Origin of the sequence: Dokdonia sp. Hel_I_63 (genome assembly GCF_007827285.1) — a bacterium.
In the GTDB taxonomy this organism is placed as follows: domain Bacteria; phylum Bacteroidota; class Bacteroidia; order Flavobacteriales; family Flavobacteriaceae; genus Dokdonia.
Genome location: NZ_VISD01000001.1, coordinates 3,286,177 through 3,298,602, shown reverse-complemented (window position 1 = coordinate 3,298,602; position 12,426 = coordinate 3,286,177). Strand labels below are relative to the sequence as shown.

Here is a 12,426-nt window from a genome sequence, read left to right as displayed (position 1 = left end):
ATGGCTAAAGAAGAAAAAAATTCAGGCGGTACTCCGCCTAATAAACCTAAGTTTAGTTCTTACTGGATATACGGTTTAATAGTTATAATATTTATTGCAATCAGTATGCTTACTGGTAGTTCTGGATTAGGTGAAGCACAAAAGACTTCTCTTTATCAATTTGAAGAATACCTTGAAGCTGGTGATGTTGCACGTGTAGAAATTGTAAATAAAAACTCTGTAAAGGTTTATCTTACTAAAGAAGCAGAAACAAAAGAGATCCATAATAAAGGGCGTGCCACTGGTTTTTTAAAGCCCTCTGCAGGTGCTCCGGATTATCGTTTTGAGATAGGAGATTTACAGAATTTTGAAAATGATATCAACACTACGATTGATGAAAACAATCTAGACACTAGAGTTTCTTATGAGACAGAAGGTGATATGTGGGGACTCGTTGCTAGTTTTCTTCCTTTTATACTTATTATAGGACTTTGGATTTTCATCATGAGACGCATGTCTTCTGGTGGAGGAGGCGGTCCTGGAGGTCAGATTTTTAACATAGGTAAGTCAAAAGCTAAATTATTTGACGAGAAAACAGATGTTAAAACTACATTTAAAGACGTTGCAGGACTTGAAGGAGCAAAAGAAGAAATACAAGAGATTGTAGATTTCTTGAAGAATCCTGAAAAATATACAAGTTTAGGAGGTAAGATTCCTAAGGGCGCACTATTAGTAGGGCAACCAGGGACGGGTAAAACATTACTTGCAAAGGCAGTTGCAGGAGAAGCAAAAGTGCCTTTCTTTTCACTGTCAGGATCAGACTTTGTTGAGATGTTTGTAGGTGTCGGAGCTTCACGTGTGCGTGATTTATTCAAACAAGCAAAAGAAAAATCTCCAGCTATAATATTTATAGATGAGATCGATGCAATAGGTCGTGCTCGTGGAAAAAATAATTTTTCTGGAGGTAATGATGAGCGTGAGAATACACTTAACCAACTTCTAACTGAGATGGATGGTTTTGGTACTAATACAAATGTGATAGTGCTCGCTGCTACAAACAGAGCAGACGTTCTTGATAAAGCTTTAATGCGTGCAGGTCGATTTGATCGTCAAATTTATGTAGATCTTCCAGATGTGCGTGAGCGTAAAGAGATTTTTGAAGTTCACCTTCGTCCACTAAAAAAGGTAGATGATGAGCTTGATGTTGATTTTCTTGCAAAGCAAACTCCAGGTTTTTCTGGAGCAGATATAGCAAACATGTGTAACGAAGCTGCACTTATTGCTGCTCGTAAAGGAAGCAAAGCAGTAGGTAAACAAGATTTCTTAGATGCGGTAGATCGTATTGTGGGAGGACTTGAAAAGAAAAATAAAATTATCACACCAGACGAGAAGCGCGCAATTGCTTTTCATGAAGCAGGACACGCTACAGTGAGTTGGATGCTAGAGCATGCTGCACCACTTGTAAAAGTGACTATTGTTCCTCGTGGGCAATCATTAGGAGCGGCTTGGTATTTGCCTGAAGAGCGTCTTATCGTTCGTCCAGAACAAATGCTAGACGAAATGTGTGCTGCCTTGGGAGGTAGAGCAGCAGAAAAGGTAATCTTTAACAAGATATCCACTGGAGCTTTAAGTGATCTTGAGAAAGTAACTAAGCAGGCTAGAATGATGGTTACTGTTTATGGATTAAATGATAAAGTAGGTAATCTTACCTATTATGATTCGTCAGGACAATCAGATAATGGTTTTACTAAGCCCTATAGTGAGCAGACAGCGGAAATAATTGATAAGGAGATCTCTAATATAATTGAGGGTCAATATCAGAGAGCTGTTGATTTACTTACTAAAGAAAAAGATAAGCTTACGCAATTAGCGGAGTATCTTCTTGATAAAGAAGTGATTTTTAAAGATAATCTAGAAGAGATTTTTGGAAAAAGAGCTTTCGGACCAGAAGAAATTGAAGAAGCTTCTGAAGATTCTGAAATTAAACCACTAGTTTAGTCACAGACTAAGCCATTAAGGGAGAAACTCTCAAAAAATCTTGATTGTACCTACGGTTCAGTCAAGATTTTTTATATTTGAATAATACACCAAGCGTTGAGCAAATCTATTGATGAGTCTATTTAGAAAAATCTTTGGAAATACATCTAAATCAGATAGCCCCCATAGCAATAAAGAAGGTGAAGTGCGCAGTAAATATATGCCGGATATTAATACTCCAGCAGACGAGCGTTTCACGAAAAACTTTATCATAAATGGAGGGCGCTTTTTGTATGCTCTTAATCAAGATGAGATTAATGATAATTTTGACAATATTTTGTTAGAAAATGATTGGTACGAGGAAAATGTTTACTGTACTGATGATAATCTTATAGATAACTTCAAAGGGTATAATCTGAATTTTGGAACAAATAAAGAAGCTTCATTTTTCCTTACTACCTGCGAGAGTCTTGTGGCAAATGATGGCTCCCTATTAGTTTGTTCGAAACAATTAAAGGAAATTAAGTTACACGACTTACCTAAAAATATTATCGTCTTCGGTACCACTAGTCAAATAGTAAACACAATAGGAGAGGGATTAAGACTCATAAAAAATAGAAATTCTGGAAGTATTCCTACTAATATTACTACAATTAAGAATTTTGAGTCAAAAGAAGATGATAAAGATTTTATGACCTATGGAAGTAGTACAAAGAATCTCTACTTATTATTGCTAGAAGATTTTTAATATGCGAGAAATAATTATTAGAGGGCTTTCAGGATTGCTCTATGTGACATTGTTGTTGCTTGCTATATTCTCATTAGAGACTACATATTTAATTGTATTCCTAGGATTAGGAGTGGTGGTATTATATGAGTTTCTTAAACTGATTGAAATAAAGTCATTGCTTTCTTATGTTTTGCTACTAGCTTGTGTAGTTGTTTTGTGTTACTTGAAGTTAGATAGAAGTGCAACATTGGTTTTTCTAGCGCTTACGATTACAGTAAACCTCTATCTCATTAAAAATCTTATTAGGCCTTCAGAGCGATATATTACAGTTACTCAAAAGTATGCCTACACCATATTTTATATAATAGGGGGAGTCGTATTTACAATACTACTTCCGTCATATAAGGGGGAATATACGTCTTTGCTGGTGGCTAGTGTATTTGCTCTTATATGGATAAATGATACCTTTGCATTTATAGTGGGTAAGAGTATAGGAAAGCATAAATTGCTAGAGCGTATTTCTCCTAACAAAACCGTAGAAGGGTTTGTTGGGGGACTAGTGTTTTGCTGTTTAGCTAGTCTATTATTTTACTTTTTTACAGATCTCCTTAGTTTAAAGCTCTGGTTAACCATAGCTGTAGTAACATCAATATTTGGTACGCTAGGAGATTTAATTCAGTCACAACTTAAGCGTCAAGCTGGGGTGAAAGACAGTGGTCGTATTATGCCAGGTCACGGTGGTCTTTATGATAGGCTCGATAGTATTGTATTTGCTGCACCATTTTTATACTTATTTTTAATTGTACTTGACTATGTTCCATAAAGAAGGATATAAAATTATAGTAATATCACTCGTTATTTTTACGGGACTTATATTAGTTGCTAATAGGTTTTTAGATAAAAACTGGTTGTTTTATTTAATAGCCATCGTATTAGGTGTGCTATTATATTTAGTACTTCAGTTTTTTAGAAATCCTGAGCGCACTGCGCCTAATGATGCAAATGTGCTTACCTCTCCTGTAGATGGTAAAGTAGTTGTTATTGAAGAGGTGTATGAGGCAGAGTATTTTAAAGATAAACGTCTTCAGGTTTCTGTTTTTATGTCTCCACTTAATGTGCATGTAACTCGTTATCCAGGTGGAGGACGTATTGCTTACAGCAAGTATCATCCAGGTAAATACCTAGTAGCTTGGCATCCTAAATCAAGTACAGAGAATGAACGTACAACCGTAGTGGTAAGCACAGAAAAGTTTGGTGACGTTCTTTATCGTCAGATTGCTGGAGCTCTTGCTAAGCGCATTATCAATTATGCAGAAGAAGGGCAGATGGTAGTGCAGGGAGACGATAGTGGTTTTATACGTTTTGGTTCTCGTGTAGATTTATATCTTCCTTTAGGAACAAAATTAGATGTAAAACTTAACGACGTAGTAAAAGGAGCGCAATCGATAATAGCATCAATATAATGGATAAGAAGGTGCTTCATGAAAAATTTGAAGAAGCCTTCCGTAGGGTAAGTAACTCTAAGCAAGAATTTCCACCTGATGTACTTTTGCAATTTTATGCATTGTATAAGCAAGCTACGCAAAAGAATACATTTAGTAACAATGAAGGCGAGCACGAGCTTGTGAGTGCCTTTAAGATTAATGCATTGCTGCAAGTTAAGTCTATGACTACGCGAGAAGCAAAGGAAGCCTATATCGAAGCTGCAAATAAATATTTGTAAAACCTTCTATGGGATTACATAAAATAACAAAGGCGCAGATAATATCTGCGCCTTTGTTGTTATAATAGGTATTTGAAAGTCTATGTCAAACTAGCAAGACGCTTTTCTAGCGCTTCTATTTTTGCTTCGGCATCTGCCATTTTTTGTTTTTCGATAGCGACCACCTTCTCTGGTGCGTTGCTTACAAAGCGCTCATTAGATAGCTTTTTTGAAACTGACATCAAGAATCCTTTTGTGTATTGAAGTTCTTCTTCAATTTTTGCAACTTCTGCCTCTACGTCTATAGCTCCTGCGAGAGGTATGAAGTACTCGTTAGATTTTACCCTAAAGGAAAGTGCTCCGTCTAGTGGTGCTTTCGCGAAAGCAATCTCACTCACATTACCTAGCTTTGAGATGATGCCATCATAGTCTGATGATGCTTTCTCGTTGCTTAAAATATGTAATTCTATCTGATCTTTAAAAGCAATGTTTTTGCTTTTTCTTATCGTTCTTATTCCTGAAACAACTTGTGTTGCGTAGTCAAAATCTGCAATGATTTGCTCGTTTACTTCGCCTCCTTCTGGCCATTTATTAATAATTAGCGCTTCTTCTGGAGAACGAGTAGCGATAGTCTGCCAGATCTCTTCAGATGCAAAAGGAATAAAAGGATGAAGAATACGTAGGTTGTTTTCAAATGCTGCAATTACTGCATCATACGTCTTACGATCTATAGGTTGTTGGTATGCTGGTTTTACAATCTCTAATAACCACCCACAGAAGTCATTCCATACAACTTTATAACTCGCCATTAGGGCGTCTGAGATGCGGTACTTTGAGAAGTGATCTTCTATCTCGAGAAGTGTTTGGTTAAAGCGGTTTGTATACCACTCAATACCTTGGGCGCTATGTGCAGGTTGTGGTATAGTCTCGTCTATCTCCCATCCTTGTATGAGACTAAAGGCGCTTAAATTTTTTTTGATAAACCCTTTTCCTTGTTTAAGAAGATCTTCATCAAACATAAGGTCATTACCGGCAGCACTACTTAATAGTAATCCTACACGCACGCCATCTGCTCCGTACTCTTTTATGAGCTCTAGCGCGTCTGGTGAGTTACCTAGTGACTTAGACATCTTGCGACGCTGCTTGTCACGTACTAAACCGGTTAGGTAAACATTTTGGAAAGGTCTTTTATCTGTGTACTCATATCCAGCGATAATCATACGCGCTACCCAGAAGAATAAAATATCTGGTCCTGTCACAAGATCATTAGTAGGGTAGTAGTAGTTAAACTCCTCGTTGTCTGGATTGCGCACTCCGTCAAAAACGCTCATAGGCCATAACCAAGAGCTGAACCAAGTGTCCATAGCATCTTCGTCTTGACGTAAATCTTCGACAGTGAGGGAATCGTTTCCGGTACGCTTTCGCGAAAGCGTAACAGCATCCTCAACAGATTCGGCAACTACAAAATCCTCTTTTCCCTCTCCATAGAAGTAAGCAGGAATTTGCTGTCCCCACCAAAGTTGTCGAGAGATATTCCAGTCACGTATATTCTCCATCCAGTGACGGTAGGTGTTTTCAAACTTCTTAGGAAATAATTTTACCTCGCCAGTTTCAAGCACAGCTTTTATAGCTGGTTTTACGAGCTCTTCCATTTTAAGGAACCACTGGTCAGATAGTCTAGGCTCTATTACGGCTTTTGTGCGCTCTGACGTTCCTACTTTATTAATGTGGTTCTCTGTTTTTACTAGAGCACCTATTTCTTCAAGTTCTTTTTTGATATTCTTACGACATTCAAAACGATCTTGACCTTCGTAGTGAAGTCCAAAGCTGTTAAGTGAAGCGTCATTATTAAAGATGTCTATTACTTCTAGCTTATGTTTATCGCCCAGCATTTTGTCATTCTCGTCGTGTGCAGGAGTCACCTTGAGGCATCCTGTTCCAAAATCAAGATCTACATATTCATCTTCTATAATAGGAATCACACGACCACTTATAGGTACAATTGCTTTCTTACCCTTAAGGTGCGCAAAGCGTTCGTCTGTAGGGTTAATGCATATAGCAGTATCGCCAAAAATAGTTTCTGGACGTGTAGTGGCAATCGTTAATGTTTCATCAGAGCCTTCTAGTTTGTAGTTAAGGTAATATAGAAGTCCTTGGCGCTCTTCATGTATTACTTCCTCGTCAGAAAGTGTAGTTTTTGCTTCTGGATCCCAGTTTACCATGCGGTAGCCACGGTATATAAGTCCTTTGTCATAAAGATCTACAAAGGTCTTTATAACAGACTCAGACATTGCTGGATCCATTGTAAAGGCAGTACGCTCCCAGTCACAGGAAGCTCCGAGCTTTTTAAGCTGATCGAGGATTACGCCACCATATTCTTCTTTCCACTCCCATGCATGCGCAAGAAACTCCTCACGAGTAAGATCGGATTTTTTTATTCCTTGTTCTTTAAGACGTGCAACTACCTTTGCTTCTGTAGCAATAGAAGCGTGATCTGTTCCAGGCACCCAGCAAGCATTTTTTCCTAACAGTCGAGCGCGACGCACTAAAACGTCTTGAATCGTGTTGTTGAGCATATGTCCCATGTGTAAGACGCCAGTTACGTTAGGAGGAGGTATCACGATTGTATACGGTTCTCTATTGTCTGGTGTAGAATGGAAGTAGTTGTGTTCCATCCAGTAGCTGTACCACTTATCTTCTACTTGGGTAGAATCATATTTTGATGCTATACTCATAGTTTGGTCTAATTATTGACTTAAAGAAGGCAAAAGTAGGGATAACAGTAGGATTATTGTGTAGACTAAGTGCTATTTTTGGCACGTGTATATGGTAACATACCATGTTAATGTTAATATCATTCTTGGCAGGTGTTCAATTTGTAGTTACATTTGAAATCCCTCAAACATTAAATATTATGAAAAAGGTTCTATTTTTATTTGTCGCTATGCTTTTAGTAGTGAGCGTTCAAGCACAAGAGAAAAAAGCTGAAATCACCTTTGATTCAGAAGTTATAGATTATGGCGAGATAGCATATGGAGCAGATGGTGTGCGTAAATTTACATTTACAAACACTGGAAATGACGTGCTTATTGTTGCTCGCGTATACTCTACTTGTGGATGTACAATACCTAAGAAACCAGAAAGTCCTATCCAGCCAGGAGAGAAAGGTGAGATAGAAGTAAAATATGATACTAATCGAGAAGGTCCTATTAGAAGAACAATAACCGTTTATTCTAATGCATCAGAAGTGCCACAAAGTCTCAAAATTAAGGGGACGGTAAAACCAGAAGCTGGTCAATAGGTTGTTTGCATAACATTCAAAAGAGACTGTCGTAATGGCGGTCTTTTTTTATGCGCTTTCGCGAAAGCAAAATACCCTTGCACACGCTTTAAAAACACCAATAAATTCCGCATTTTTGTATAAAGAAAAATACATTATGCCAGCAATATCAAAGAAGGGGCTCGCAATGCCTCAATCACCTATACGTAAACTCGTACCATTTGCCGATGCGGCCAAAGCACGAGGAATAAAAATTCACCAACTTAACATTGGTCAACCAGATATTAAGACACCAAAAGTAGCACTTGATGCGGTAAAAAATAATGACCTAGAAGTGCTGGCTTATAGCCATAGTGCAGGATTTCAATCTTACAGAGATAAACTTGCTTCTTATTACAGTAATCATGGTATTGATGTTACCTCTGAAGATATAATTATCTCTACAGGAGGATCTGAAGCATTACTATTTGCAATGGGAAGTGTAACAGACCCAGGTGATGAAATTATTATTCCAGAACCCTTTTATGCAAACTATAATGGATTTGCAACTGCGAGTGGTGTGACAGTAGTTCCTGTTATATCTACACTAGAGGAGGGATTTGCATTACCTCCTATTTCAGATTTTGAAAAATTGATATCTGACAAGACAAAGGCAATCGTTATTTGTAATCCTGGCAACCCAACGGGATATTTATATTCTCAAGAAGAAATACGTCAATTAGCAGAGTTAGTTAAAAAGCACGATCTATTTCTTATAGCAGACGAGGTGTATCGTGAGTTTGCCTACGATGGTCACCAGCATCACTCAGTAATGAAAGAACGAGATATAGATAATCATGCTATTATGATAGATTCTGTATCAAAGCGTTTTTCTATGTGTGGAGCTCGTATAGGGTGTATTGTAAGTCGTAATAAAGAACTTATGAGTACTGCTATGAAGTTTGCACAAGCACGTTTAAGTCCGCCTACATTTGCACAAATTGCATCTGAGGCAGCATTAGATACTCCGCAAAGTTATTTTGACGATGTGATTGAAGAGTATGTGTCTCGTAGAGATATTCTTGTAGCGGGACTAGAAGCTATACCGGGAGTAAAAGTAGCAAAGCCTAAAGGAGCATTTTACTGTATTGCAGAGCTTCCAATAAAAAATGCAGATGCTTTTGCACAGTGGTTACTAGAGTCTTTTGACTTAGATGGAAGAACAATAATGGTAGCTCCAGCAGCTGGATTTTACAGTAGTGAAAACGTAGGTCTTAACCAAGTGCGTATCGCTTATGTTCTAGAAGAAAACCACTTAAAAGATGCTGTAGAGATTCTTAAAGTAGCATTAGAGCAATATCAAGATTAATGCAGGTACAAGAAAACGTATCGCTTAAGAAGTATAATACCTTTGGTATAGATGTAAACGCTCGCTATTTTGCGAGCGTTTCTTCTATTGATAGCTTAAAAGAATTGCTTGCAAATGAAGCATATCCCAATCCTTTTGTAATAGGTGGAGGGAGTAATATGCTTCTCACTCAAGATGTCGATAGGCTAGTGATTCATTGTGACCTTAAGAGTATTGCAGTGGTAAATGAGTCATTTACTGAAGATGAAATCTTGCTTAAGGTAGCTGGAGGAGAAAACTGGCATGAGTTTGTATTGTACTGTGTAAACAATAACCTAGGAGGCGTTGAAAATCTATCCCTTATTCCGGGTAATGTGGGAACATCACCTATCCAGAATATAGGTGCTTACGGAGTAGAATTAAAAGATACTTTTTACTCATGTGAGGCAGTGCATAGAGCTACACAACAAGAGCGTGTTTTTACACTTGAAGATTGTGCTTTTGGATATAGAGATTCTATTTTTAAAAATGAGCTCAAGGATCAATATGTAATAACCTCGGTCACTTTTAAACTCACAAAAAGGAATCATAAAATAAATACAGAGTACGGTGCTATTTATGACACGCTTAAAGCGAAAGAAATAACAAACCCAACCTTGGTAGATATCTCAAACGCTGTGATTGCTATACGCCAGTCTAAGTTGCCAGATCCTAAAAAGATAGGAAATAGCGGGTCATTTTTTAAAAACCCAGTAATCTCTCAAGCTCAGTTTACCGAACTCAGAAAAGAGCATACCGAAATACCTTTTTATCCGATAGGTAATGAGCAAATTAAAGTTCCTGCTGGATGGCTTATTGAGCAAGCTGGTTTTAAAGGGAAAAGATTTGGAGATGCGGGTGTGCATGATAAGCAAGCGCTTGTATTAGTTAATCATGGGAGTGCAACTGGAGCAGAAGTCTGGGGAGTTGCTATCAAAATTCAAGCAGCCGTTAATGAAATGTTTGGGATAAAGATTGTTCCAGAGGTGAATGTGATTTAAGCTCAAAAAAAATTAGATAAGAGGTAGTTCTCGAATAAAGAAAGAGCAGCTCAATGGCTGCTCTTTTTCTATTTCTACGTTTTGTAGTCTATCCCTTTTTCGCGAAAGCGTAAAAAAAAAGCCCCACTCGCATGGGGCTTTCTCAACTAAACTAGACTTGAGGCAATTCTAATTTCTAGGCATCAATACTCCGTCAATCACGTGGGTGATGCCGTTAGAACCTTTCAAATCTGTAGCAATGATTTTTGCAGTATTCCCTAAACTGTCTGTGAGTAGTACATCACCACCTTTAATAGAGGCTGTGAGAATATTGCCAGCAACAGTTGTCATTTTAAAGGTTCCGTCTCCTATTGTTATTTGGTTAACAATATTAGTTGCGGTGAGATAGGCTGGTATTATATGATAGGTAAGCGTAGTAGATAGTGTAGCTTTATTTTCTGACTGTAGGAGGAATTGTAGTTTTCCTTGCTCAAGTTTGTCAAATGCTTCATTGGTAGGGGCAAATATGGTATATGGACCTTTTTCTTTGAGGGTAGAAACAAGATTTGCTGCTTTTATTGCTGCAGTAAAGGTTGTGTGATTTTCAGAATGTAAGATAATATCTGCGATGTCCGATTGTGCATAACTGCTCAGAGAAAAGAATGAGATTACTGCAATTAAAATTATATTTTTGGGTTTCATAATAATACGTTGTTTACAGAGTTTATAGTAAAATCTTTTCCTTTCTTAATAATACGCACTAACTTGAAGTGTAGGATGGAATTGTATTCTTAAGATTTTGTTAATTCAAGAAAAACATACTTTTTGAAGACATTTGTCGAAAAACATATTGTAGAACTCCTTAAAGCTGGAGATGAGCGTGCTATAGGGTTATTATATGACAACTATGCAGATGCTCTGTATGGTGTTGCGATTAAAGTGACCCACGATGAGGAGCTTGCTCAAGACGTATTGCAAGAATCATTTGTCAAAATTTGGAAAAACGCACATAAATATGATGCTGATAAAGCGCGTCTGTTTACCTGGCTTTTTAGAGTAGTTCAAAACACGGCTATAGACAAGGTGCGTAGTCGTAAAAGAAAAATGAATAAAGAAGTCCAAACGGACGATTCAAACGTATATCATTTACAGTCTACCTCGCTGGCAATAGAGCATATGGATATTCAAGAACACGCAAATGGACTTGAAGATAAGTACAGAGTTGTAATTGATGCTTTGTTTTTTCAAGGAATGACCCAGCAAGAGGCAAGCGAAGAGTTGAACATACCGTTAGGTACCGTAAAGTCTAGGTTAAAAATAGGCCTGCGAGAAATGCGTAAACTATTTGGAGTATTATTTTTTATGATCAGTACGTTATGAGTGATAGAGTTTCACAATTTTTAGAGAGCGATTTATTAGAGCGTTACCTTATGGGAGCTACATCGCCTATAGAGTCTCAGGAAGCTGAGCACTATATAGATAAGTATCCTGAGGTGAAGCAAACTTATATAGAATTACAAGAAAACCTTGAGAACTACGCGGTATCATATGCCGTAAAAGTTCCTGAGGAATTACGTTCTACTATCGTAAATGTAGCAAGAACTAAACCTAAACGTGCTTTACCTATTCTTGCAATTACCGCATGTATGATAGCAGCATTTTTTGGGCTAGTTGCCATTATGATTTATAACCAAAATCAAGAGTTACTAGACGATAGGAGGTTTACATCAAACCTACTTGAAAACTTAAATGATGATATTGTTTCAAACAGAGAGATGTTACAATCTGTAGAGGAGCAATTTATGATTCTCAATAATACATCAACCCAGAAGTATATTTTACAAGGTAATGTGCGTGCACAGCGGTTAGAGGCTGTTGCTTATGTTAACGAGCTGGAGCAGCGTTCATACATACACGTAAATACGTTGCCTGAGCTTCCAGACGAGCAAGTGTACCAGATGTGGGCATCTGTAGATGGGACATTAGTTCCTCTAGATATTCTTAAGGTTACAAAAGACAACCTTGTAGAAATTCCTTATGAGGAGCGTATGGCGAGTATTAATATTACAATTGAGCCTAAGGGCGGTAGCAAAGAAGCAACACAAGCAAATGAAGTTGCTATCATAAATTTTGACAATAACTAAGGACTTTCCTTTTTTTAAAAAACTTTTACTTCCTAATGCCTTTCTGTATCTTTGTGCAAAATATTTGTCATGGAGTTACTATTAATAACATTAGCCCTTCTTGCACTATCAGTAGCAGGTATTGCAATTAAAATCTGGGCAAAAAAAGACGGTAAGTTTGCTGGTACCTGTGCCAGTCAAAGCCCTTTTCTTAATAAGAGCGGTGAGGCTTGTGGTATGTGCGGTAAAATGCCCGAAGAAATGGGTGATTGTTCTGTAGAGAAATAAG

The 12,426-nt window shown here is 37.6% G+C and carries 13 protein-coding genes; 11 read left to right on the top strand and 2 right to left on the bottom strand.

Annotated features, from left to right (window positions below):
- The 5 genes from ftsH to JM84_RS14540 all read left to right on the top strand — a co-directional run bounded on the left by ftsH (position 1) and on the right by JM84_RS14540 (position 4,409).
- Positions 1 to 1,977: an ATP-dependent zinc metalloprotease FtsH gene (ftsH, locus tag JM84_RS14560; RefSeq protein WP_013751270.1), complete on the top strand. Its 1,977-nt coding sequence runs from the start codon at positions 1 to 3 to the stop codon at positions 1,975 to 1,977.
- 112 nt (positions 1,978 to 2,089) lie between these two features.
- A complete protein-coding gene (locus JM84_RS14555; RefSeq protein ID WP_144784952.1) occupies positions 2,090 to 2,704 on the top strand; it encodes an LUD domain-containing protein in 615 nt (204 codons plus the stop codon).
- Between the two features lies 1 nt (position 2,705).
- A complete protein-coding gene (locus JM84_RS14550) occupies positions 2,706 to 3,509 on the top strand; it encodes a phosphatidate cytidylyltransferase (protein WP_013751272.1) in 804 nt (267 codons plus the stop codon).
- A complete protein-coding gene (locus JM84_RS14545) occupies positions 3,499 to 4,149 on the top strand; it encodes a phosphatidylserine decarboxylase family protein (RefSeq protein WP_013751273.1) in 651 nt (216 codons plus the stop codon). Before JM84_RS14550 ends, JM84_RS14545 begins: the two co-directional genes overlap by 11 nt.
- The gene (locus JM84_RS14540; protein WP_013751274.1) at positions 4,149 to 4,409 is read left to right on the top strand and encodes an acyl-CoA-binding protein; all 261 of its coding nucleotides are present in this window, start codon (positions 4,149 to 4,151) and stop codon (positions 4,407 to 4,409) included. The genes JM84_RS14545 and JM84_RS14540 overlap by 1 nt, the downstream gene beginning before the upstream one ends.
- A gap of 80 nt (positions 4,410 to 4,489) precedes the next feature.
- On the opposite strand, the gene JM84_RS14535 is transcribed toward JM84_RS14540, so the two are convergent.
- Positions 4,490 to 7,123 carry a valine--tRNA ligase gene (locus JM84_RS14535; protein ID WP_144784950.1) on the bottom strand — a complete coding sequence of 878 codons (2,634 nt, stop codon included), beginning with the start codon at positions 7,121 to 7,123 and terminating at the stop codon, positions 4,490 to 4,492.
- 179 nt (positions 7,124 to 7,302) lie between these two features.
- On the opposite strand from JM84_RS14535, the gene JM84_RS14530 reads away from it, so the two are divergent.
- From JM84_RS14530 to murB, 3 genes are all read left to right on the top strand, one after another.
- Positions 7,303 to 7,689 (top strand): DUF1573 domain-containing protein, encoded by a 387-nt coding sequence (locus JM84_RS14530; RefSeq protein WP_041295666.1) that lies wholly within the window; start codon positions 7,303 to 7,305, stop codon positions 7,687 to 7,689.
- A 136-nt stretch (positions 7,690 to 7,825) separates the two neighbouring features.
- Positions 7,826 to 9,016 carry a pyridoxal phosphate-dependent aminotransferase gene (locus tag JM84_RS14525; RefSeq protein ID WP_041295873.1) on the top strand — a complete coding sequence of 397 codons (1,191 nt, stop codon included), beginning with the start codon at positions 7,826 to 7,828 and terminating at the stop codon, positions 9,014 to 9,016.
- Positions 9,016 to 10,035, top strand: coding sequence for a UDP-N-acetylmuramate dehydrogenase (gene murB / locus JM84_RS14520; RefSeq protein WP_144784948.1), 1,020 nt, complete (start codon positions 9,016 to 9,018; stop codon positions 10,033 to 10,035). The genes JM84_RS14525 and murB overlap by 1 nt, the downstream gene beginning before the upstream one ends.
- A 168-nt stretch (positions 10,036 to 10,203) precedes the next feature.
- Here murB and JM84_RS14515 read toward each other — a convergent pair whose 3' ends face one another.
- On the bottom strand, positions 10,204 to 10,716 hold the full coding sequence (locus JM84_RS14515; RefSeq protein WP_144784946.1) for a fasciclin domain-containing protein: 513 nt from the start codon (positions 10,714 to 10,716) through the stop codon (positions 10,204 to 10,206).
- Between the two features lie 123 nt (positions 10,717 to 10,839).
- Here JM84_RS14515 and JM84_RS14510 point away from each other — a divergent pair, with 123 nt between their 5' ends.
- The 3 genes from JM84_RS14510 to JM84_RS14500 all read left to right on the top strand — a co-directional run bounded on the left by JM84_RS14510 (position 10,840) and on the right by JM84_RS14500 (position 12,425).
- Positions 10,840 to 11,394, top strand: a complete 555-nt coding sequence (locus JM84_RS14510) for an RNA polymerase sigma factor (RefSeq protein ID WP_013751280.1) — start codon at positions 10,840 to 10,842, stop codon at positions 11,392 to 11,394.
- Positions 11,391 to 12,158, top strand: coding sequence for an anti-sigma factor domain-containing protein (locus JM84_RS14505; RefSeq protein WP_013751281.1), 768 nt, complete (start codon positions 11,391 to 11,393; stop codon positions 12,156 to 12,158). The genes JM84_RS14510 and JM84_RS14505 overlap by 4 nt, the downstream gene beginning before the upstream one ends.
- Positions 12,159 to 12,227: 69 nt before the next feature.
- Positions 12,228 to 12,425, top strand: coding sequence for a hypothetical protein (locus tag JM84_RS14500; protein ID WP_013751282.1), 198 nt, complete (start codon positions 12,228 to 12,230; stop codon positions 12,423 to 12,425).
- The last annotated feature ends 1 nt before the right edge of the window (position 12,426 follow it).